Below are 25341 nucleotides of genomic sequence, written 5' to 3'. Positions count from 1 at the left end.
CGGAGTAAGTGATGACAACCCCCAACGAAAAAGTCGTTGAAGCGCTGCGGGCCTCCCTCAAGGAAACCGAGCGGCTGCGCCGCCGGAACCAGGAGCTCACCGACGCCTCGCGCGAACCCATCGCGATCGTCGGTATGAGCTGCCGCTTCCCGGGCGGCGTCCGTTCGCCCGAGGAGCTGTGGGGACTCGTCGAGAGCGGCGGCGACGCCATAGCGGGCTTCCCGACCGACCGCGGCTGGGACATCGAGTCGCTGTACGACCCCGACCCGGACCACGAGGGCACCACTTACGCCCGCGACGGCGGCTTCCTGCACGAGGCGCCCGACTTCGACGCGGCCTTCTTCGGGATCTCACCGCGTGAGGCCCTGGCGATGGACCCGCAGCAGCGTCTCCTCCTGGAGACCACCTGGGAGGCCTTCGAACGCGCCGGGATCGACGCGGCGTCGCTGCGCGGCAGCCGGGCCGGTGTCTTCGTCGGCGCGTCCGCCAACGCCTACGGAGCCGGTTCGCAGGACCTGCCGGACGGTGTGGAGGGCCACCTCCTCACCGGTACCGCCTCCAGTGTGATCTCCGGCCGTCTCGCCTACGTCTTTGGTCTGGAGGGGCCCGCCGCCACCATCGACACGGCCTGCTCGTCCTCCTCCGTCGCTCTGCACATGGCCGTCCAGGCGCTGCGCCAGGGCGAGTGCTCGCTCGCGCTGGCCGCGGGCGTCACCGTGCTCGCCGGCCCGGACGTCTTCGTCGAGTTCAGCCGCCAGCGCGGCCTGTCGCCCGACGGCCGCTGCAAGTCCTTCGCCGAGGCGGCGGACGGCACCGGCTGGGGCGAGGGTGTCGGCGTCCTGCTGGTCGAGCGCCTCTCGGACGCCCGCCGCAACGGTCACCAGGTGCTCGCGGTCGTCCGCGGCTCCGCCGTCAACCAGGACGGCGCGAGCAACGGCCTGACGGCGCCCAACGGCCCCGCCCAGCAGCGCGTCATCCGCCAGGCCCTGGAGAACGCCCGCCTCACCCCGGCCGACATCGACGCGGTCGAGGCGCACGGCACCGGCACCACCCTCGGCGACCCGATCGAGGCGCAGGCCCTGCTCGCCACGTACGGGCAGGAGAAGTCGGCGGACCGCCCGCTGTGGCTGGGCTCGCTCAAGTCGAACATCGGTCACACCCAGAACGCGGCCGGTGTCGCGGGCATCATCAAGATGGTCATGGCGATGCGGCACGGCGTGCTGCCCCGGACCCTGCACGTCGACGAGCCGACCTCGCACGTCGACTGGTCGGCGGGCGGTGTCTCCCTGCTGACCGAAGCAGTGGAGTGGCCGGAGACGGGCCGCCCGCGCCGGGTCGGCGTCTCCGCCTTCGGCGTCAGCGGCACCAACGTCCACACGATCATCGAGCAGGCCCCGGAGCCGGAGGAGACGACGTCCGCCGCTCTGGAGCCGGCTCCGGCGGTCCCGGCGGTGCTGCCGTGGGTGCTCTCGGCGAAGGGCCGGGACGCCCTGCGCGACCAGGCCCGCCGCCTGCAAGCGCACATCGAGGAGAACCCCGGCCTGCGTCCGGTGGACGTTGCTCGTTCGTTGGTGGTGGGGCGTGCGTCGTTCGAGGACCGTGCGGTTGTGGTGGCCGGGGACCGGGATGGTCTGCTGGCGGGCCTTGCGGTGTTGGCGGAGGGTGGCTCCGCTGCTGGTGTGGTGACGGGTTCGCCGGTGGGTGGGAAGACCGCCTTCCTGTTCACGGGTCAGGGGAGTCAGCGGCTGGGGATGGGGCGTGAGCTGTATGACGCCTACCCGGTGTTTGCGGAGGCGCTGGACGCGGTGTGCTCGCGTCTGGAACTGCCGTTGAAGGATGTGCTGTTCGGCTCGGACGCTGAGGCGCTGGATCGTACGGAGTTCACTCAGCCTGCTCTGTTTGCGGTTGAGGTGGCGTTGTTCCGTCTGGTGGAGTCGTGGGGTGTGAAGCCCGACTTCGTGGCGGGTCACTCCATTGGCGAGATTGCCGCCGCGCATGTCGCCGGGGTGTTCTCGCTGGAGGACGCGTGTGAACTGGTCGCCGCGCGTGGCCGTCTGATGCAGGCGCTGCCCGCTGGTGGCGTGATGATTGCGGTGCAGGCGTCGGAGGACGAGGTCCTTCCGTACCTGACCGACAGGGTCAGCATCGCGGCCATCAACGGCCCGCGATCGGTGGTCATCGCCGGTGACGAGGACGCGGCGAACGCGGTCCTCACGCACTTCGCGGACCGCAAGTCCAAGCAGCTGACGGTTAGTCATGCGTTCCACTCCCCGCACATGGACGGGATGCTGGACGCGTTCCGCGAGGTCGTGGCAGGACTGTCGTACGGCACCCCGAGCATCCCGGTCGTCTCCAACCTGACCGGTGCCCTGGTCTCCGACGAGATGGCTTCGGCCGACTTCTGGGTACGCCACGTCCGTGAGGCCGTACGGTTCCTCGACGGCATCCGTGCCCTCGAAGCGGCCGGTGTCACCACCTACCTCGAACTCGGCCCCGACGGAGTCCTCTCCGCCATGGCCCAGGAGTGCGTAACCGGTGAGGACGCGGTCTTCGTGCCCGTACTCCGCAAGGGCCGTCCCGAGGCCGAGGCGGTCACCACCGCGCTCGCCCGCGCCCACACGCACGGCATCGCCATCGACTGGCAGGCGTACTACGGGGGAACCGGCGCCCAGCGCGTCGACCTGCCCACGTACGCCTTCCAGCACCAGCGTTACTGGATCGAGCCGACCTCCGGTGCCGGGGACGTCACCGCCGCCGGACTGGAGGCGGCCGGGCACCCGTTGCTGGGTGCGACCGTGGCGCTCGCGGACTCGGAGGGCTTCCTCTTCACCGGGCGGCTCGGCCTCGACACCCATGGCTGGCTCGCGGACCACGCGATCATGGACACCGTGCTCCTGCCCGGCACGGCCTTCGTGGAACTGGCCGTGCGCGCCGGTGACCAGGTCGGCTGCGACACGGTGGAGGAGCTGACGCTCGAAGCGCCGCTGGTGCTGCCCGAGCGCGGTGCCGTACAGGTGCAGATCCAGGTGGGCCCGCCGGACGCGGACGGCTCCGGGCGGCGGACGTTCACGCTCGCCTCCCGTCCGCAGGGCGGTGTCTTCGACGAGCCGTGGACGCGGCACGCGAGCGGTGTGCTCGCCCAGGGCGCGGCCCGTCCCGGTTTCGAACTGGCCCAGTGGCCCCCGGCGGGCGCCGAGACGATCGGGACGGAGGCTCTGTACGCGGACCTCGCCGAGGTCGGCATGGGCTACGGACCGGTGTTCCGGGGCCTGACGGCCGCGTGGCGGCATGGCGAGAGCGTCTACGTCGAGGTGGCCCTCCCCGAGGAGAACTCCTCCACCGCGAAGGACTTCGGCCTCCACCCCGCCCTGCTGGACGCCGCACTGCACGCCCTGGGCCTCGGCATGCCCGGCGGCTCCGAGGGCGAAGGGCGGCTCCCGTTCTCCTGGAGCGGAGTGACCCTGCACGCGGCCGGCGCCGAGGCGCTGCGCGTGCACCTCGCCCCGGCGGGCGCCAACGGTGTCTGCCTGGAGATCGCGGACGCGGTCGGCGCACCGGTCGCCACCGTCGACTCGCTGGTGCTGCGCCCCGTCTCGGCCGAGCAGGTGCAGGCGGCGCGTACCGCGTACCACGAGTCGGTGTTCCGGACGGAGTGGACCGCCCTGCCGGGATCGCACGACTCCGTCGCCCAGGGTCGCTGGGCGGTACTGGGTGACGCGGACGCCGTCGCGGCCCTGCCGGGCGCGCTGCCCGGCGAGGTCGCCGCCTACGCGGACCTGGCCGAGCTGGCCGCGGCCGTCGAAGCCGGAGCGGCCGTACCGGACGCCGTGTTCGTCGGCTACGGCCCCGCCGCCGCGACGACACCCCAGGCCGTGCACGACGCCGCCCACCACGCTCTGGCCCTCGCCCAGACGTGGTGCGGCGACGAGCCTTTCGCGGGCGACTCCTTCGCCGCCTCCCGCCTGGTCGTCCTCACCCGGGGCACCGTCGCCGCGGTCGCGGCCGACATGGTCACCGACCCCGTGCACGCCGCCGTCCTGGGCCTGCTGCGCTCCGCGCAGTCGGAACACCCCGACCGGCTGCTTCTCGTCGACACCGACGGCCTCGACGTCTCGGCACGCGCCCTGCCCGTCGCGCTGGCCGCGGACGAACCCCAACTCGCGGTGCGCGAGGGCCGCTTGTACGCCCTTCGGCTCGCCCGGGTGGTCGCGCGAGAGGACGCTCCGGTCACGGAGTACGCTCCCGGGTCGACCGTTCTGGTCACCGGTGCCGGCGGCATGCTGGGCGGTCTGATCGCACGGCGGCTCGTCGCCGAGCACGGCGTACGCCACCTCCTGCTGGTCGGACGCCGGGGCGGTACCACTCCCGAGGCCGAACTGCTCGGTGCCGAACTCGCCGCCGCCGGCGCCTCGGTGAGCTGGGCGGCGTGCGATGTGGCCGACCGGGACGCGCTCGCCGCCGTCCTGGCGGCCGTCCCCGCCGAGCACCCTCTCGGCGCGGTCGTCCACACCGCCGGTGTGCTGGACGACGGCGTGCTGGCCTCCCTCACCCCCGAGCGACTCTCGGCCGTGCTGCGCCCGAAGGTGGACGCGGCACTCAACCTGCACGAGCTGACCCGGGACCTCGACCTCTCTGCCTTCGTCCTCTTCTCCTCCATCGGCGGCGTCTTCGGCGGCCCGGGGCAGGGCAACTACGCGGCGGCGAACGTCTTCCTCGACTCCCTCGCCCAGTACCGCAGGGACCAGGGCCTCGTCGCCACCTCGCCGGCCTGGGCCCTGTGGGCCGACAGCGCGGGCATGGCCGGAAGCCTCGACCAGGCCGACATCAACCGCATGCGGCGCAACGGGCTGCCCCCGCTCACCACGGCGGAGGGCCTCGACCTCTTCGGCCTCCTCCACCGCATCGACGAGGCCGCACCGGTCCTGATGCACGCCGACCTCGCCGCCCTGCGCACCCAGGCTCAGGCCGGGGCCATGTCGCCGCTGCTGCGCGGACTCGTACGGGTTCCCGCGCGCCGCACGGCCGGTGGCGTGGCCGGAGCGGGCGGCGAAGCGGGACTGCGCGAGCGCCTGGCCGGGCTCTCCGCCGCCGAACGGGACCGCGCGCTGCTCGACATCGTCCGCAGGCAGGTCGCCACGGCACTCGGCTACCCCGGACCGTCCGCCGTCGAGCCGGGCCGCTCCTTCAAGGAACTGGGCTTCGACTCGCTCACCGCCGTCGAACTGCGCAACCTCCTGGGTGACGCCACCGGCCGACGCCTGCCCGCCACCCTCGTCTTCGACTACCCGACCGCGACGGCGCTCGCCGGATACCTGCGCGAGGAGCTGATCGGCGACCTTGCGGACGATGTGACGGCTCCGCGGCTCGTACCGGCCGGCGCCCCGGCCGCGGCCGACGACGACCCGATCGCCATCGTGGCGATGAGCTGCCGCTTCCCCGGAGGGATCACCTCCCCCGAGGAGCTGTGGCAACTCCTCGCCGCCGGTCGTGACGGCATCACCGGCTTCCCCGCCGACCGAGGCTGGGACCTCGACACCCTCTACAGCGACGATCCGGACCGCGAAGGCACCAGCTACGCCCGCGAGGGCGGCTTCCTGCACGACGCACCCGACTTCGACGCCGCCTTCTTCGGGATCTCGCCGCGCGAGGCCCTGGCGATGGACCCGCAGCAGCGACTGCTGCTCGAAACCTCCTGGGAGGCGTTCGAGCGGGCCGGGATCGACCCGGCGACGCTGCGCGGCAGCCGTACGGGCGTCTTCATCGGCTCCAACGCCCAGGACTACCTCCAGCTCTGGCTGAACGACTCCGACGGGCTCGAAGGCCACCTCGGCACGGGCAACGCGGCCAGCGTCGTCTCCGGCCGCCTCTCCTACACCTTCGGGCTGGAGGGCCCGGCCGTCACCGTCGACACCGCCTGCTCCTCCTCGCTCGTCACCCTCCACCTCGCGGCCCAGGCGCTGCGGCGCGGCGAGTGCTCGATGGCGCTCGCGGGCGCGGTGACCATCATGTCCACGCCGGGCGCGTTCACCGAGTTCAGTCGCCAGCGCGGGCTCGCCGCCGACGGCCGGATCAAGGCGTTCGCGGCGGGCGCCGACGGGACGAGCTGGTCCGAGGGCGTCGGCCTGCTCCTCGTCGAGCGCCTCTCCGACGCCCGTCGCAACGGCCACCAGGTGCTCGCGGTGCTCCGTGGCACCGCCGTCAACCAGGACGGCGCCAGCAACGGCCTCACGGCCCCCAACGGCCCCTCCCAGCAGCGCGTGATCCGTGAGGCCCTAGCGAGCGCCGGGCTGTCGGCCACCGAGGTCGACGCGGTCGAGGCGCACGGCACCGGCACCACCCTCGGCGACCCGATCGAGGCGCAGGCCCTGCTGGCCACCTACGGCCAGGGGCGCTCGGCGGACCGGCCGCTGTGGCTCGGTTCCGTGAAGTCGAACATCGGCCACACCCAGGCCGTGGCCGGTGCGGCCGGTGTCATCAAGATGGTCATGGCGATGCGCCACGGCGTGCTGCCCCAGACGCTGCACATCGACGAACCCACTCCGTACGTGGACTGGTCGGCCGGCGACATCGCCCTGCTGACCGAGCAGGTGGCATGGCCGGAGACGGGCCGCCCGCGCCGCGCGGGCATCTCCTCGTTCGGCTACAGCGGCACCAACGCGCACGCCATCATCGAGCAGGCCCCGGTGGACGCCGGGATCCCGGGCGCCCCGTCCGGCGTGGACGACGCGCCGGAGCGTACGCCCGCGACCCGCGCCCTGCCGGTGCTCCCGTGGCTCGTCTCCGGCCGTACGGCCACAGCCCTGCGAGCCCAGGCGGAGCGCCTGCGCCCGGCGGCGAACGCCGCCGTGACGGCTCCCGGAGCCCTCGGCGCCCTCGACCTCGGCTACTCCCTGGCCACGAGCCGAGCCGCGCTGGAGCACCGCGCGGTCCTGATCGGGGACGCTTCCGACGGTGACGCGTCGGCCTCCCGACTGCTCGCGCAGCTGGACGCCCTGGCAGCCGATGAGCCGTCGACGGGCCTGGTCCGTGGGACGGTGACCGGTGGCGGTCTGGCGTTCCTGTTCACGGGCCAGGGCAGCCAGCGGCTGGGGATGGGCCGGGAGCTGTATGACGTCTACCCGGTGTTCGCGGAGGCATTGGACGCGGTCTGCGCCGAGCTGGATCTTGAAGTCCCGCTGAAGGATGTGCTGTTCGGGGACGATGCGGGTCTGGTGGACCGTACGGAGTTCACGCAGCCCGCGCTGTTCGCCATCGAGGTGGCGTTGTTCCGGCTGGTGGAGTCGTGGGGCTTGAAGCCCGACTTCCTGGCGGGTCACTCCATCGGTGAGATAGCTGCTGCGCATGTGGCCGGGGTGTTCTCACTGGAAGACGCCTGTGAACTGGTCGCTGCCCGTGGCCGGTTGATGCAGGCGCTGCCCGCTGGTGGTGTGATGATCGCGGTGCAGGCGTCGGAGGATGAGGTGCTTCCGTACCTCACCGGCGGTGTGTCCATCGCGGCCATCAACGGCCCTCAGTCGGTGGTCATCGCCGGTGACGAGGACGCGGCGCTTAAGGTCCTCGCGCAGTTCGCGGACCGTAAGTCGAAGCGGTTGACGGTCAGTCATGCGTTCCACTCGCCCCACATGGACGGGATGCTGGAGGACTTCCGTGAGGTTGTTGCGGGGCTGTCGTATGAGTCGCCGCGTATCCCGGTCGTTTCCAACCTGACCGGTGCCCTGGTCTCGGACGAGATGGCGTCGGCCGACTTCTGGGTGCGTCATGTCCGCGAGGCCGTACGGTTCCTCGACGGCATCCGTGCCCTCGAAGCCGAGGGTGTCACCACGTTCGTGGAGCTGGGCCCGGATGGGGTTCTCTCGGCGCTGGCCCAGGAGTGCGTGACCGGTGAGGGCGTGGCCTTCGTACCGGTGCTCCGCAACGGCCGCTCCGAGGCCGAGACGGTCACGACGGCTCTCGCGCAGGCGCACGTCCGGGGCATTGCCGTGGACTGGCAGGCGTTCCTCGCGGGGACCGGTGCGCGCCGGATCGAGCTGCCCACGTACGCCTTCCAGCGGCAGCGCTACTGGCCGGAGACCGTCCTGTCGACGACCGGTCCGGTCGCCGAGGGCGTCGTCGACGCCGTGGACGCCCGTTTCTGGGAGGCCGTCGAGCACGAGGACGTCGCTTCGCTGGCTGCCGCTCTGGAGCTCGACGGTGACCAGCCGCTCAGTGAGGTTGTTCCGGCTCTGTCTGCGTGGCGTCGTCGGCGCCGTACGCAGTCGGAGGTGGACGGCTGGCGTTACCGGGTGAGCTGGAAGCCGGTGGTGTCTTCCGGTGTGGTGGGCGGGGCGTGGTTGGTGCTCCTGCCTGCTGGGTTTGAGGAGGACGCCTGGGTTGCGGATGTGGTGCGTGGTCTGGGCTCCAGTGGTGCTGAGGTTCGCCGGGTTGTGGTGGAGCCGGGTGCGGATCGTGCCGCGTTGGCTGGTCTGTTTGCTGAGGCCGGTCAGTGTGCTGGTGTGGTGTCGCTCGTCGCATTGGACGAGGTGTCTGGTGTTGTTCTGACGGCTGGTGTGGTTCAGGCGTTGGGTGATGCCGGGGTTGCTGCACCGTTGTGGTGTGTGACGCGTGGTGCGGTGTCGGTGGGGCGTTCGGATCGTCTGGTGTCTGCGGTGCAGGCGCAGGTGTGGGGTCTGGGCCGGGTTGCTGCTTTGGAGGTTCCGGAGCGTTGGGGCGGTCTGGTTGATCTGCCTGGTGTGTTGGATGAGCGTGCGTTGTCGCGTCTGGTGGGTGTGCTGGGGTCTGGTTCTGGTGAGGACCAGGTTGCGGTGCGGTCGTCGGGTGTCTTCGGCCGCCGTCTGGTGCGTGCCCCGCGTGTGGAGGGTGCTGCCGGGTGGGCGCCTGGTGGCACGGTGTTGGTGACGGGTGGTACGGGTGCGTTGGGTGGCCGTGTTGCTCGTTGGCTGGCGGTCTCGGGTGCGGAGCGCATTGTTCTGACGAGCCGTCGTGGTCTGGAAGCCCCTGGTGCCGCTGAGCTGGTTGACGAGCTGACCGGCATGGGTGTTGAGGCATCGGTGGTGGCGTGTGACGCGGCTGACCGTGACGCGCTGCGTGGCCTGTTGTCGTCCGTCGCCGAGTCGCTGACGGCTGTCATTCACACGGCGGGTGTGCTGGACGACGGTGTGCTCGACGCTCTGACTCCTGACCGCATCGACAGCGTGCTGCGGGCCAAGGCGGACTCCGCGCTGAACCTGCACGAGCTGACCGTTGAGCTCGGCACGGAACTCGACGCCTTCGTCCTCTTCTCGTCGATGAGTGGCACGTTGGGTGCTGCTGGTCAGGCCAACTACGCGGCTGCGAACGCTTACCTGGATGCGTTGGCCGAGCAGCGTCGTGCTGATGGTCTTGCGGCGACGTCTCTGGCCTGGGGTCCCTGGGCCGAGGGTGGCATGGCGGCGGATGAGGCGCTGGAAGCCCGTATGCGCCGTGGTGGTGTGCCGCCCATGGACGCGGATCTCGCGATCACGGCCCTGGAGCAGGCGGCCGGTTCCCCCGACGCGGCCCTGACGATCGTGGACTTCGACTGGGACCTGTTCGCGCCCGGCTTCACCGCTGTGCGGGCGAGCAACCTCCTGGCCGAACTGCCCGAGGTGCAGTCCCTCGTCAGGACTCCGCAGGATGCGACCGGCTCTGCGCAGATGACGGGCTCGTCCCTGGTACAGCTGCTCCGAGGGCTGGCCGACGCGGACCGTGAGCCGTACCTCCTGGATCTCGTCCGCACGCAGGTCGCCGAGGTGCTGGGGCACTCCGGTGCCGAGGACATCGAGGCGGGGCGTGCGTTCCGCGAGATCGGCTTCGATTCGCTGACCGCGGTCGAGCTGCGCAACCGGCTGGGTGCGGCCACGGAGTTGAAGCTCCCGGCCACGTTGATCTATGACTACCCGACGTCGGCCGCGCTCGCGGAGTATCTGCGCGGTGAACTGCTCGGCACCGAGGCGGCCGTGGCCGGCCCGGTGGTCGCTGCCACGGCCGTGGACGACGACCCCATCGCGATCGTGGCGATGAGCTGCCGGTTCCCCGGCGACGTTCGGACTCCGGAAGACCTCTGGCGCCTGCTCGCGAACGGTGACGACGCGATATCGCACCTTCCGCAGGACCGTGGCTGGGACGTCGAGTCGCTGTACGACGCCGACGCCTCCGTGCAGGGCGCGTCGTACGTCCGTGAGGGCGGGTTCATTTACGACGCCGCCGACTTCGACGCCGACTTCTTCGGGATCTCGCCGCGTGAGGCCCTGGCGATGGACCCGCAGCAGCGGCTGCTGCTGGAGACCTCGTGGGAGGCGTTCGAGCGGGCGGGCATCGACCCGGCGACGCTGCGCGGCAGCCAGGCCGGTGTATTCGTCGGCACCAACGGCCAGGACTACCTCTCGGTGCTCCTGGAGGAGCCCGAGGGCCTTGAGGGTCACTTGGGCACGGGCAACGCGGCGAGCGTCGTGTCCGGCCGGCTCTCGTACGTCTTCGGCCTCGAAGGCCCGGCGGTCACGGTCGACACGGCCTGCTCGTCCTCGCTGGTCGCGCTGCACTGGGCGATCCAGGCGCTGCGCAACGGTGAGTGCTCCCTGGCGCTGGCCGGTGGTGTGACGGTGATGTCGACTCCGGGCACGTTCATCGAGTTCAGCCGGCAGCGCGGCTTGGCGGCGGATGGCCGTATCAAGGCGTTCGCCGCTTCGGCGGACGGTACGGGCTGGGGCGAGGGCGTCGGCATGCTGCTCGTGGAGCGGCTGTCGGACGCGCGGAAGAACGGTCACCCGGTGTTGGCGGTGGTCCGTGGTTCGGCGATCAACCAGGACGGTGCGAGCAACGGCCTCACGGCTCCGAACGGCCCCTCGCAGCAGCGGGTGATTCGTTCCGCTCTGGCGAGCGCGGGCCTGTCGGCTGCGGACGTGGACGTGGTGGAGGCGCACGGTACGGGCACGAAGCTCGGTGACCCGATCGAGGCACAGGCGCTGCTGGCCACGTACGGTCAGGACCGCGAGGCGGACCGGCCGCTGCTGCTCGGCTCCATCAAGTCGAACATCGGCCACACCCAGGCTGCCGCCGGTGTCGCCGGTGTGATCAAGATGGTGCTGGCCATGCAACACGGCCTCCTCCCGCAGAGCCTGCACATCGACGCTCCGACCCCCCAGGTCGATTGGGAGGCCGGGGACATCGCGCTGCTGACCGAGGCGATGGAGTGGCCGGAGACGGGCCGCCCGCGCCGGGCCGGTGTGTCCTCGTTCGGCTTCAGTGGCACGAACGCCCACACGATCATCGAGCAGGCCCCGGAGGCGGTGGAGACGGCCCCGGCCGACGACACGGCCCCCGCACCGGCCGTCCTTCCTCTTGTCCTCTCGGCCAAGAACGACACCGCGCTCCGCGAGCAGGTCGCCAACCTGCACGCCCGGCTCCTCGCAGCCCCCGAGCTGCGTATGGCTGACGTTGCTCGTTCGTTGGTGGTGGGGCGTGCGTCGTTCGAGGATCGTGCGGTTGTGGTGGCCGGGGGCCGGGATGGTCTGTTGGCGGGTCTTGGGGTGTTGGCGGAGGGTGGTTCTGCTGCTGGTGTGGTGACGGGTTCGCCGGTGGGTGGGAAGACTGCCTTCCTGTTTACGGGTCAGGGGAGTCAGCGGCTGGGGATGGGGCGTGAGCTGTATGACGCCTTCCCGGTGTTCGCGGAGGCGTTGGACGCGGTGTGTTCGCGTCTGGAACTGCCGCTGGAGGATGTGCTGTTCGGGGACGACGGTGATCTTCTTGACCGTACGGAGTTCACGCAGCCTGCGTTGTTTGCGGTTGAGGTGGCGTTGTTCCGTCTGGTGGAGTCGTGGGGTGTGAAGCCCGACTTCCTTGCGGGTCATTCCATTGGTGAGATTGCCGCCGCGCATGTGGCGGGGGTGTTCTCACTGGAGGACGCGTGTGAACTGGTCGCCGCGCGTGGCCGGTTGATGCAGGCGCTTCCCGCCGGTGGCGTGATGATTGCGGTGCAGGCGTCGGAGGACGAGGTCCTGCCGTACCTCACCGACCGGGTCAGCATCGCGGCCATCAACGGTCCTCGGTCGGTGGTCATCGCCGGTGACGAGGACGCCGCGCAGGAGATCGTCGCGAACTTCGCGGACCGTAAGTCGAAGCAGTTGACGGTCAGTCACGCGTTCCACTCGCCGCACATGGACGGCATGTTGGACGCCTTCCGTGAGGTTGTGGCGGGGCTGTCGTATGAGTCGCCGCGTATTCCGGTCGTCTCCAACCTGACCGGCGCTCTGGTCTCGGACGAGATGGCGTCGGCCGACTTCTGGGTGCGTCATGTCCGTGAGGCGGTTCGTTTCCTCGACGGCATCCGCGCGCTCGAAGCGGCCGGTGTCACCACGTACCTCGAACTCGGCCCTGATGGGGTTCTTTCGGCGATGGCCCAGGCGTGTGTGACCGGCGAAGGTGCCGCGTTCGTGCCCGTTCTGCGGGCCCGGCGTGATGAGGCCAAGACGTTGCTCTCGGCTCTTGGCGCGGCTCATGTGCGCGGTGTCACCGTGGACTGGGAGGCGTTCTACGCCGGTACCGGCGCCCAGCGCGTCGACCTGCCCACGTACGCCTTCCAGCGCAAGCGCTACTGGCCCGAGAACACACTGGCGGAGAGTGCCCCCGTCGGTGGAACTGTCGATGCCGCGGATGCCCGTTTGTGGGATGTGATCGAGCGTGAGGATCAGGAGTCCCTGGCGGCCATGCTGGGTCTTGATGACCCCAGTGCGTGGGGCAGCGTGCTTCCCGCGCTGGCGGCCTGGCGCAAGCAGGGCCAGGAGCAGACACTGCTTGACGGCTGGCGCTATCGGGCGAGTTGGAAGCCGGTAGGTGTCGAGGCCGGGGTGCGGTTGTCGGGTTCGTGGCTGGTCGTGGTGCCTGCCGGTTCCGAGGATGACGACTGGGTCGCGGATGTGGTCCGTGGTCTGGGCGCCAGTGGTGCTGAGGTTCGCCGGATCGTGGTCGGGGCGGGTGCGGATCGTGCCGCGTTGGCTGGTCTGTTTGCTGAGGCTGGTGAGTGTGCCGGTGTGGTGTCGCTCCTGGCGTTGGATGAGGGTTCTGGGCTTGTTCTGACGGCTGGTGTGGTTCAGGCGTTGGGTGATGCGGGTGTTGTGGCGCCGTTGTGGTGTGTGACGCGTGGTGCTGTGTCGGTGGGGCGTTGGGATCGTCTGGTGTCTGCGGTGCAGGCGCAGGTGTGGGGTCTGGGCCGGGTTGCGGCTTTGGAGGTTCCTGAGCGTTGGGGTGGTCTGGTTGATCTGCCGTCGGTGTTGGACGGGCGTGCGCTGTCGCGGTTGACCGCGGTGTTGGTGGCTGGTTCGGGTGAGGACCAGGTTGCGGTGCGTTCGTCGGGGGTGTTCGGGCGCCGTCTGGTGCGTGCTGCGGGTGTGGAGGGTGCTGCGGGTTGGTCTCCTGGTGGCACGGTGGTGGTGACGGGTGGTACGGGTGCTCTGGGCGGCCGTGTTGCCCGCTGGCTGGCGGTCTCTGGTGCGGAGCGCATTGTTCTGACGAGCCGTCGTGGTCTGGATGCCCCTGGTGCTGCTGAGCTGGTTGATGAGCTGACCGGCATGGGTGTTGAGGTGTCGGTGGTCGCGTGCGACGTGGCCGATCGGGATGCTCTGCGGGTCCTGCTGGCATCTGTTGCCGATTCGTTGACCGCCGTAGTGCATACGGCGGGTGTGCTGGACGATGGTGTGCTCGGCGCTCTGACGGCGGAGCGTATTGAGGGGGTGCTGCGGGCGAAGGCGGTGTCCGCCCGGCACCTGCACGAGCTGACCGGCGAGCTCGGCATCGAACTCGACGCCTTCGTCCTCTTCTCCTCGATGAGTGGCAGCATCGGTGCGGCCGGGCAGGCCAACTACGCCGCCGCGAATGCCTATTTGGACGCTCTGGCTGAGCAGCGTCGTGCCGATGGTCTTACGGCGACGTCTTTGGCCTGGGGCCCCTGGGCCGAGGGCGGCATGGCGGCCGACGAGGCGCTGGAAGCTCGCATGCGTCGGGGTGGTGTGCCGCCCATGGACGCGGATCTCGCCATCGAGGTCATGGGGCGCGCGGTCGGTTCTTCCGATGCGGCTCTGACGATCGTGGATGTGGAGTGGGAGCGGTTCGCGCCCGGCTTCACCGCTGTGCGGGCGAGCAACCTCCTCGCCGAACTCCCCGAGGCCCAGCGTGCGCTCGCCACGAGCGGCGGCGAGGACGACCAGGCCGACGGTGCCGTCCACGATCGCCAGTCGCTGGCCCGGCGGTTGGCGGAGCTGACCGTTGCCGAGCAGGACCGGATGCTGCTGGACCTCGTACGTACGGCAGTGGCTGCTGTGCTCGGCCACGCGGGGACGGACACCGTCGGCGCGGGGCGCGCGTTCAAGGAGTTGGGCTTCGATTCGCTGACGGCTGTCGAGCTGCGTAACCGCTTGGGCGCGGCCACGGAGTTGAAGCTTCCGGCCACGTTGATTTATGACTACCCGACGTCGGCCGCGCTCGCGGAGTACCTGCGCGGCGAACTGCTCGGCACGCAGTCGGCGGTGGCCGGTCCGGTGGTCGCGTCCACGGTCGTGGACGACGATCCGATCGCGATTGTGGCGATGAGCTGCCGGTTCCCCGGCGGCGTACGCACCCCGGAGGACCTCTGGCAGCTTCTCTCGACCGGTGGTGACGCGATCGGCGACTTCCCCGCCGACCGTGGCTGGGACGCGGAGTCGCTGTTCGGCCCGCAGTCCGAGCAGGAGGACTCGTACGCCCGTGAGGGTGGCTTCCTGTACGACGTGGCGGAGTTCGACCCGGCGTTCTTCGGGATCTCGCCGCGTGAGGCCCTGGCGATGGACCCGCAGCAGCGGCTGCTCCTGGAGACCTCGTGGGAGGCGTTCGAGCGGGCGGGCATCGACCCCTCGTCGGTGCGCGGCAGCCAGGCCGGTGTGTTCGTCGGCACCAACGGCCAGGACTACCTCTCCCTCGTGCTGAACTCCGCCGACGGAGGTGACGGCTTCATGAGCACCGGCAACTCCGCGAGCGTCGTCTCCGGCCGGCTCTCCTACGTCTTCGGCCTGGAGGGCCCGGCGGTCACGGTCGACACGGCGTGCTCGTCGTCGCTGGTCGCCCTGCACCTGGCTGTGCAGGCGCTGCGGCAGGGCGAGTGCTCGTTGGCGCTGGCCGGTGGTGTGACGGTGATGTCGACCCCGGGCGCGTTCGTCGAGTTCAGTCGTCAGCGGGGTCTTGCGGCGGATGGCCGTATCAAGGCGTTTGCTGCTTCGGCGGACGGTACGGGTTGGGGTGAGGGTGTCGGCATGCTGCTCGTGGAGCGGCTGTCCGATGCGCAGGCCAACGGCCATCCGGTGCTTGCCGTGGTCCGTGGTTCCGCCGTCAATCAGGATGGTGCGAGTAATGGTCTGACGGCTCCGAATGGTCCGTCGCAGCAGCGGGTGATCCGTGCGGCTCTGGCGAGTGCGGGTCTGTCGGCTGCTGAGGTGGATGTGGTGGAGGCGCACGGTACGGGTACGAAGCTCGGCGACCCGATCGAGGCCCAGGCCCTCCTCGCCACGTACGGCCAGGACCGGCCGACTGACCAGCCTCTGCTGCTCGGCTCCATCAAGTCGAACATCGGCCACACCCAGGCCGCGGCCGGTGTCGCGGGCATCATCAAGATGGTCCTCGCGATGCAGCACGGTGAGCTGCCGCAGACCTTGCACGTGGACGCGCCGACCCCGCACGTGGACTGGTCGGCGGGCGACATCGCCCTGCTGACCGAACAGCGCGCGTGGCCGGAGACCGGCCGCCCCCGCCGGGCGGGCATCTCGTCCTTCGGCGTGAGCGGCACCAACGCCCACACCGTCCTGGAACAGGCGCCGCAGGACCAGGAGTCGGCCGGAGCCGACTCCGACCGGCCGGAGGACGGCCCCGCGACATCGGCGTGGCCGTTGTCCGGCAGGACCGAGGCCGCTCTGCGTGATCAGGCCCAGCGCCTGCGCTCCCACCTCGTCGCCCACGACGAGCTGCGTCCCGTGGACGTCGGCCACTCCCTCGCGACAGGTCGGGCGGCCTTCGACCACCGTGCCGTACTCGTCGCCGGGGAGCGCGAGGAGTTCCTCCAGGCGCTCACCGCACTGGCCACGGGGGACTCCACGGCGCAGGTGATCCAGGGCGTCGCCGCTGCCGAGCAGCAGACGGCGTTCCTGTTCACGGGTCAGGGCAGCCAGCGGCTGGGGATGGGCCGTGAGCTGTACGAGACCTACCCCGTCTTCGCGAAGGCGCTGGACGAGGTCTGTGCGCACGTGGACACGCACCTCGAAGTCCCGCTGGCGGATGTGCTGTTCGGGGACGATGCGGGTCTGGTGGACCGTACGGAGTTCACGCAGCCTGCGTTGTTCGCCGTCGAGGTGGCCTTGTTCCGCCTGGTGGAGTCGTGGGGTGTGAAGCCGGACTTCCTGGCGGGTCATTCCATTGGTGAGATAGCTGCGGCGCATGTGGCCGGGGTGTTCTCGCTGGAGGACGCCTGTGAACTGGTCGCCGCGCGTGGCCGGTTGATGCAGGCGCTGCCGACGGGCGGTGTCATGATCGCAGTCCAGGCGTCGGAGGACGAGGTGCTGCCGTACCTCACCGACGGTGTGTCCATCGCCGCGATCAACGGTCCCCAGTCGGTGGTCATCGCCGGTGATGAGGATGCGGCGGTCAAGATTGTCGCGCAGTTCCCGGACCGCAAGTCGAAGCGCCTGACGGTCAGTCACGCGTTCCACTCGCCGCACATGGACGGGATGCTCGCCGACTTCCGCAAGGTCGCCGAGGGGCTGTCGTACGAGTCGCCGCGTATCCCGGTCGTCTCCAACCTGACCGGCGCGCTGGTCTCGGATGAGATGGCTTCGGCCGACTTCTGGGTGCGTCATGTCCGTGAGGCGGTTCGTTTCCTCGACGGCATCCGCGCCCTCGAAGCGGCCGGTGTCACCACCTACCTCGAACTCGGCCCCGACGGGGTTCTCTCCGCCATGGCGCAGGATTGCCTGGCCGGAGAGGACGCGGTCTTCGTGCCCGTGCTCCGTAAGAACCGTCCCGAGGCCGAGACGGTGACCACCGCGCTCGCCCAGGCTCACACGCACGGTGTCACGGTCGACTGGCAGGCGTACTACGCGGGGACCGGCGCCCGCCGCGTCGATCTGCCGACGTACGCCTTCCAGCGCCAGCGCTACTGGATCGACTCCTTCGCCGAGGCCGATGACGTCACCTCGGTTGGGATCGGCGCGGCGGGGCACCCGCTGCTGGGGGCTGCGGTCGAGCTGCCCGACTCGGACGGGTTCCTGTTCACCGGGCGGCTCTCGCTCCGCACGCACCCCTGGCTCGCCGACCACGTGGTGGCGGACACCGTCGTGGTGCCCGGTGCGGCCTTCGTCGAGCTGGCCGTGCGCGCCGGTGACGAGGTCGGGTGCGACGTGGTGGAGGAGCTGACGCTCGAAGCGCCGCTCGTTCTTCCCGAGCACGGGGCCGTACAACTGCGCGTGACCGTCGGTGGGTTGGACGAGAGCTCGCGCCGTTCGGTGCAGGTGCACAGCCGTATCGAGGCGTCGGACGGGGCCTGGTCCCGTAACGCCGGGGGAGTCCTGTCCTGCGGCGGAGGTTCCTCGGCGGTCGAGACCGCCGTCGCCGACGGGTCGGCGCAGTGGCCGCCCGCCGGGGCCGAACCGGTCGCCGTCGACACGCTGCACGATCGGCTGACGGCCGCCGGGCTCTTCCACGGGCCCGCGTTCCGGACGCTGACCCAGGTGTGGGCACGGGGCGAGGAGGTGTTCGCCGAGGCGCGGCTGTCCGATGAGGTGGGCATGTCCGGCGCCCGGTTCGCCCTGCACCCGGCGTTGCTCGACGCCGCCTCGCAGGCACTCGCGGCCGGCGCCACCGGATCCACCGCGGGAGGCAGGCTGCCGCTCGCCTGGCGCGGGGTGCGGCTGCACGCGGTCGGCGCGGACGTCCTTCGCCTGCGGATCACCCCGGTCGGCGACACCGACAGCACCGACACCGTGTCCGTTGTCCTGGCGGACGAGCAGGGCGCTCCGGTCGCCTCGGTCGAGGCGCTGGTGATGCAGCCGGTCGACACGGAGCGGTTCGCCGTGGCTCCCGCCGGAGTCCACGAGTCGCTGTTCCGGCTCGACTGGGTACCGACAGCGACGCCGACGCCGTCCGCCGCGACCCTCGCGGTCGTACGGGCTCCCGGCCTCGCCGCCGACGACTCGCTCGTCGCCGCGCTGGCGGCCGCGGGCACCACCGCCGAGTCCTACGACGACCTGGCCGCCCTGGACGCGGCCGTCGCGGCCGGGCACCCGGTACCGGACACGTTGCTCGTGCCGTTCGTCGTGGCCCCGGACGCGCAGTCCGCCACGGCCGACTCGGCACAGGAGGTCGCGCACCTCGCCCAGCAGGTACGCGAGGCCACGCACCGTGCGCTCGCGACCGTACAGGGCTGGCTGGACGGCGGCCGGTCCGCCGCAACCCGGCTGGTGTTCGTCACTCGGGGCGCGGTGGCCGCGGGCGACGACGCCGAGGTCGCCGACCTGGTGCACGCACCGGTGTGGGGTCTCGTGCGCGCCGCGCAGACCGAGAACCCCGACCGGTTCGTCCTCGTCGACGTCGACGGATCCGACGCGTCCTACCGGGCGTTGCCGGGTGCCCTCGCCGCCGCCGAGCCCGAACTGGCCGTACGCGGGGGAGCGGTGTACGCGCCCCGGCTGGCCGGGGCGGGCACGGAGCGGACGACGGGCGACACCGGCCGCCGTATCGACCCGGAGGGCACCGTCCTGATCACCGGGGCGAGCGGCGGACTGGCCGGGCTCTTCGCCCGGCACCTGGTCGCGGAGCACGGTGTGCGGCACCTGCTGCTCACCAGCCGCCGGGGAGCAGATGCTCCGGGCGCGGCGCAACTCACCGAAGAGCTCGGTGCGTTGGGCGCGACGGCGGTGTGGGAGGCCTGCGACGTGGCCGACCGGGACGCGCTCGCCGCGCTCCTGGCGGCCATACCCGCCGAGCGTCCGCTGACGGCCGTCGTGCACACCGCGGCCGTCCTGGACGACGGAGTCGTGGACCTGCTCACCCCGGAGCGGGTGGACCGGGTGCTGCGTCCCAAGGCCGAGGCGGCGCTCCACCTGCACGAGCTGACCCGTGAGCTGGATCTGTCGGCGTTCATCCTGTTCTCCGCCGCCGCCGGTACGCTCGGTGGCGCGGGGCAGGCCAACTACGCCGCCGCCAACGTCTTCCTCGACGCGCTGGCCCGGTACCGCAGGGCACGCGGCCTCAGTGCGCTGTCCCTGGTCTGGGGCATGTGGGCCGAGGAGCGCGGCATGGCGGGCCGGCTGACGGAGGCGGAGCGGGGCCGCGCCGCGCGCGGCGGGGTCGTACCGCTGTCACAGGCCGACGGGCTCGCGCTCTTCGACGCGGCCCTCACCGCCGACGAGCCCGTCCTCCTGCCGGTCGGGACCGACCCGGCGACCCTGCGGGCACGGGCCGCGGACGGCGGGCTCCTGCCGATGTTCCGCGGTCTGGTACGGACGCCGGTACGCAGGTCCGTGCAGAGCGCGAGCCGCACACCGGACGCCGTGGCCACGGACGGCGCGGGCGAGCGGACGCTCGCCGACCGGCTCGCCGAGCTGTCGGCCGCCGAGCGGGAGCGGACCGTACTGGACCTGGTGCGCGGCCAGGTGGCCGCCGTACTCGGGTACAAGTCGGCCGAACTCGTCGGCGGCGGGCAGCCGTTCAAGGAGCTGGGCTTCGACTCGCTCACCGCGGTCGAGCTGCGCAACCGGCTGGGGGCGGCGAGCGGTCTGCGCCTCCCCGCCACGCTCATCTACGACTACCCGAACCCGGCCGCCCTCGCCGAGCACCTGCTGAGCGAGGTGGGCCCGGAACAGACGGAGCGCAGGCTCTCCGTACTGGAGGAGCTGGACCGGCTGGAGAGCACCTTCTCCTCGCTGGCTCCGGAGGAACTGTCCGCGGCGGCCGGCGACGAGGCCGCTCATGCGCGGGTGGCGGTGCGCCTGCAGACCCTGCTGGCGCAGTGGAACGACGCCCGTCAGGCGCAGGGCGAGTCCGGAGCCCACGAGATCGACGAGGCGAGCGACGACGAGCTGTTCGCCCTCATCGACAAGAAGTTCGGCCAGGGCTGAGCCGATCCGGCACCCCGGCCCCAGAGTTCTGAGACCCGAGACATTCCGAGCACGTGCGAATACCTCCACGATCTCGATCAGGCGAATAGGAAGCGTCAGTGGCGAACGAAGCAAAGCTCCGCGAGTACCTCAAGAAGGTCACGACGGATCTCGACGAGGCATACGGACGGTTGCGGGAGATCGAGAGCCAGGCTCACGAGCCCATTGCCATCACGGCGATGAGCTGCCGCTTCCCCGGGGGCGTGCGGACGCCGGAGGAATTCTGGGAATTGCTGCGCGCGGGCGGTGACGCCCTCACCGAATTCCCCGCCGACCGCGGCTGGGACCTCGACAACCTCTTCTCGGACGACCCCGACGAGCACGGCACGTCGATCACCCGGGAGGGCGGCTTCCTCGATACGGCGTCCGTGTTCGACGCCGGGTTCTTCGGGATCTCGCCGCGTGAGGCGATGGCGATGGACCCGCAGCAGCGTCTCCTGCTGGAGACGTCGTGGGAGGCGTTCGAGCGGGCCGGGATCGACCCGTCGGCCCTGCGCGGCAGCCAGTCCGGTGTCTTCGTCGGCATCAACGGCTCGGACTACCTCACCCCGCTCCTGGAGGCGGCCGAGGACTACGCCGGGCACCTGGGCACCGGCAACGCGGCCAGCGTCATGTCCGGCCGCCTGTCGTACACGTTCGGTCTCGAAGGCCCGGCGGTCACCGTCGACACCGCGTGCTCGGCCTCGCTGGTCGCCCTGCACCTCGCGGCGCAGGCCCTGCGCAACGGCGAGTGCACGATGGCGCTGGCCGGCGGTGTGCATGTGATGTCGACACCGGGCCTCTTCGTCGAGTTCAGCCGCCAGCGCGGACTGTCCGCGGACGGGCGCTGCAAGGCGTTCTCGGCCGACGCCGACGGGTTCGGCCCGGCGGAGGGTGTCGGCGTCCTCCTCCTGGAGCGGCTTTCCGACGCCCGGAAGAACGGTCGTCCGGTGCTGGGCGTGTTGCGCGGCTCGGCCGTCAACCAGGACGGCGCGAGCAACGGTCTCACCGCTCCGAACGGCCCGTCCCAGCAGCGGGTGATCCGCCAGGCTCTCGCCAACGCCCGGCTCTCCGCCGACCAGGTGGACGTGGTCGAGGCCCACGGCACCGGCACCAGCCTCGGCGACCCGATCGAGGCGCAGGCCCTGATCGCCACTTACGGGCAGGACCGTCCGGCTGACCAGCCCCTTCTGTTGGGGTCGGTCAAGTCGAACATCGGTCATACGCAGGCGGCGGCGGGTGTCGCGGGTGTCATGAAGATGGTGCTGGCGATGCAGCACGGTGTCGTGCCGAAGAGCCTGCACCTGGATTCGCCGTCTCCGCATGTGGATTGGGAGTCGGGTGCGGTGGCGTTGGTCGGTGAGAGTGTGCCGTGGCCCGAGGTGGGTCGGGTGCGTCGTGCGGGTGTGTCGTCGTTCGGGTTCAGTGGGACGAATGCGCATGTGATTGTGGAGCAGGCGCCGGTGGTTGAGGCTGCGGAGGCCGTTGAGCCGGCTGAGGCTCCGGTGGTGCCGTGGGTGTTGTCGGGTAAGAGTGCGGGTGCGTTGCGGGCGCAGGCGGAGCGGTTGTCGGGGTGGCTGGCGGGCGCTGGTGATGTGCGTGCGCTGGATGTGGGTTGGTCGTTGGCGTCGTCGCGCTCTGCTCTGGATCACCGTGCGGTGGTTCTGGGTGATCACGTGGCGGGTGTGGAGGCGGTGGCTTCCGGCGGCCTGGCTGCGGGTGTGGTGAGCGGTTCGGTGGTCGGGGGCAAGACGGTTTTCGTCTTCCCGGGTCAGGGGTCGCAGTGGGTGGGTATGGCGCAGGAACTGCTGGCTTCTTCACCGGTGTTTGCTGCGCGGGTGGATGAGTGTGGGAAGGCGCTTGAGCCGTTTACCGGCTGGTCGCTGCGCGATGTGCTGTGCGGCGTCGAGGGCGCTGCGTCGTTGGAGCGCGTCGATGTGGTGCAGCCTGCCCTGTTCGCGGTGATGGTGTCGTTGGCTGAGGTGTGGCGTGCTGCGGGTGTGGTGCCGGGTGCGGTGATCGGGCATTCGCAGGGTGAGATTGCTGCTGCGTGTGTGGCGGGGATCTTGTCGTTGGAGGATGCGGCGCGTGTGGTGGCGTTGCGTTCGCAGGCGATCGGGCGGGTGCTGGCGGGTCTGGGCGGGATGATCTCGGTGCCGCTTCCGGCTGCTGACGTGCGGGAGCGGATTGCCGGCTGGGATGGCCGTATTTCGGTCGCTGCCGTGAACGGTCCTTCCTCTGTGGTGGTGTCGGGTGAGGTGGCCGCGCTTGATGAGTTCTTCGCCACCTGCGAGAGCGAGGGCGTGCGCGCCCGGCGTATCGCGGTGGATTACGCCTCGCATTCGGCGCAGGTGGAGCTGCTGCGTGAGGAGTTGCTGGACCTGCTTGCTCCGGTGAAGCCGGGTGCGGGTGAGGTGCCGTTCCTGTCGACGGTGACCGGCGAGTGGATCCAGGGCCCGGAACTCGACGCCGGGTATTGGTTCCGGAATCTGCGTCAGACGGTGGAGTTGGAGCAGGCGACCCGGACTTTGCTGGAGCAGGGCTTTGGTGTGTTCATCGAGTCGAGTCCGCATCCGGTGCTGACGGTGGGTGTCGCGGAGACGGTCGAGGACGCGGGCCGCGAGGCGGCTGTGCTGGGCTCGTTGCGCCGTAATGAGGGTGGTCTGGAGCGTTTTTGGCTGTCGTTGGGTGAGGCGTATGTCCGTGGTGTGAAGGTCGACTGGGACGCCGTCTTCTCCGGCACCGGTGCCCGGCGCGTGGACCTGCCCACCTATGCCTTCCAGGGTCAGCGGTTCTGGCCGGAGGCCGCGCCGGTCGAGGCTGTGGCGGTGTCGGCGGGCGATGCGATCGACGCGCGCTTCTGGGAGGCGGTCGAGCGCGAGGACCTTGAAGCGCTGACTGCCGAACTGGACGTCGACGAGGACCAGTCGCTGGCCGCGCTGCTGCCCGCGCTGTCGTCCTGGCGCAAGCAGAGCCGCGAGCAGTCCACGGTCGACGGCTGGCGCTACCGCGTCACCTGGAAGCCGTTGGCCGAGGCCACGACCGCGCGTCTGTCGGGTACTTGGCTGGTTGTCACTCCCGAGGCGCCGACCGGTCCTGCTGCTGAGTGGGCCGAGGCTGTGGCCCGTACGCTGGGTGAGCGTGGCGCTGACGTCCGTACGATCGTGGTCCCCGCCGATGCCGATCGTGACGCTCTCGCCACCGTGCTCAAGGCCGAGACGGCCGAGACCGCTCCCGGTGGTGTCCTCTCCCTCCTCGCCCTCGGCGGCGAGGGGGCCTTCGCCCGCGAACTCGCGTTGTCCCAGGCCCTCGGTGATGCCGACGTCGCCGCACCGCTGTGGTGTGTCACGCGTGGCGCGGTCGCCACCGGCCGCACCGAGCGGGTTACGGACCCCGCTCAGGCGCTCGTCTGGGGCCTCGGGCGCGTCGCGTCCATGGAACAGGGGGGCCGGTGGGGCGGGTTGATCGATCTGCCCGTCGACCTCGACGACCGGGCGCTGACCCGGCTCGTGGGCGTGCTCGCCGGTGACGGGGCGGAGGACCAGGTGGCCCTCCGGGCCTCCGGTCTCCTCGGCCGCCGACTGGTCCGTGCGCGTCTCGCGGACACCGCCGCCGTACGGGAATGGCGTCCCGCCGGTACGACTTTGGTGACTGGTGGTACGGGTGCGCTGGGTGCGCATGTCGCCCGCTGGCTCGCGGAGAACGGTGCCGAGCACCTGCTGCTCACCAGTCGCCGTGGCCCGGATGCGCCCGGTGCCGCCGAACTGCGCGACGAACTGACCGCCTTGGGCGCTCAGGTCACCATCGCCGCCTGCGACGCCGCCGACCGCGACGCCGTCACCGCGCTGCTCGCGTCCGTACCCGCCGAGCACCCGCTGACCGCCGTCATCCACGCGGCCGGCGTCATCGACGACGGCGTCATCGAGACGCTCACGCCCGAGCAGGTGGAGGCCGTGCTGCGCCTCAAGATGGACGCGACCCTCCATCTCCACGAGCTGACGCGGGAGTTGGACCTGTCCGCGTTCGTCCTCTTCTCCTCGTTCTCCGCCACGTTCGGCGCCCCGGGCCAGGGCAACCAGGCCCCGGGCAACGCCTTCCTGGACGCTTTCGCCGAGTACCGCCGCACCGAAGGGCTGCCCGCCACCTCCCTCGCCTGGGGACCCTGGGGCAGCGCGGACGGCGACGACAGTGCGGCGGGCGACCGGATGCGTCGCCACGGCATCCTCACGATGTCGCCCGAGCGCACCCTCGCCTCGCTCCAGCACGCGCTGGACCGCGACGAGACGGCCCTGACGATCGTCGACATGGACTGGAAGCGGTTCACGCTCGCCTTCACCGCCGACCGTGACCGGCCGCTTCTGCTCGGACTGCCGGAGGCCCGGCAGATCATCGAGAGCGCGGAGCGGGAGTCCGCCGACGACCTGGCCGGCGGGGTGCCCCTCACGCAACAGCTCGCCGGGCTGCCCGAGGTCGAGCAGGAGCGGCTGCTCCTGGAACTGGTCCGTACCGCCGTCGCGGCCGTCCTCGGTCACGCGGACCTCGCGGCCGTCGAGGCGGGCCGGGCGTTCAAGGAGCTGGGCTTCGACTCGCTCACCTCGGTCGAACTGCGCAACCGCCTCGGTGCGGTGAGCGGGCTGAAGCTGCCCGCCAGCCTGGTCTTCGACCACCCGACGCCGGCTGCCGTCGCCGCCTACCTGCGCGCCGGGATCGTGCCCGACGCGGCCGCGGGCGGGGCGCCCCTGCTGGAGGAACTGGACAAGCTGGAGACCGCGCTGGACCGGGGTACCACCGACAACGTCGTACGCGCCCGGGTGACCATGCGGCTCCAGTCGCTGCTCTCCAAGTGGAACGAGAGCGGGGATCCGGCGGGCGCGGGGGAGCGGACGGCCCTCGCGGACGGCACCGGAGCCGGCTCGGCCGACGACGTGCTCGACGACGTCGACCAGCTCCAGGAGGCGAGCGACGAGGAACTCTTCGCCTTCATCAACAAGGGGCTCGGCCGCGCCTGAACCACGGCCGGCCCCCGCGGGGGCCGGCCACGGCCGTCACCAATTCCCGTATCAGTACGCGTGAATGAGGTTATTGACGGCGTACTGGTTATCGGCCACGATGATCTGCCCCCCGATATTTTCGCGTAGGGTCACTGCCCCCTGTGCGCCCCGTCAGTCAGGGGTGCGTA

The 25341-nt window shown here is 70.9% G+C and carries 2 protein-coding genes; both read left to right on the top strand.

The window, feature by feature from the left end; translation table 11 throughout:
• Positions 1-11: 11 nt before the first annotated feature.
• Positions 12-20144: a type I polyketide synthase gene (locus tag BG418_RS20335; RefSeq protein ID WP_188275359.1), complete on the top strand. Its 20133-nt coding sequence runs from the start codon at positions 12-14 to the stop codon at positions 20142-20144.
• Positions 20145-20242: 98 nt separating this feature from the next.
• On the top strand, positions 20243-25171 hold the full coding sequence (locus tag BG418_RS20330; RefSeq protein WP_188275358.1) for a type I polyketide synthase: 4929 nt from the start codon (positions 20243-20245) through the stop codon (positions 25169-25171).
• Positions 25172-25341: the final 170 nt, after the last annotated feature.

Source organism: Streptomyces sp. CBMA152, from assembly GCF_014596475.1.
Classification (GTDB): Bacteria; Actinomycetota; Actinomycetes; order Streptomycetales; family Streptomycetaceae; genus Streptomyces.
The sequence above is the reverse complement of the archived record's forward strand: the minus strand, read 5'-3'. Positions and strand labels throughout refer to the sequence as shown.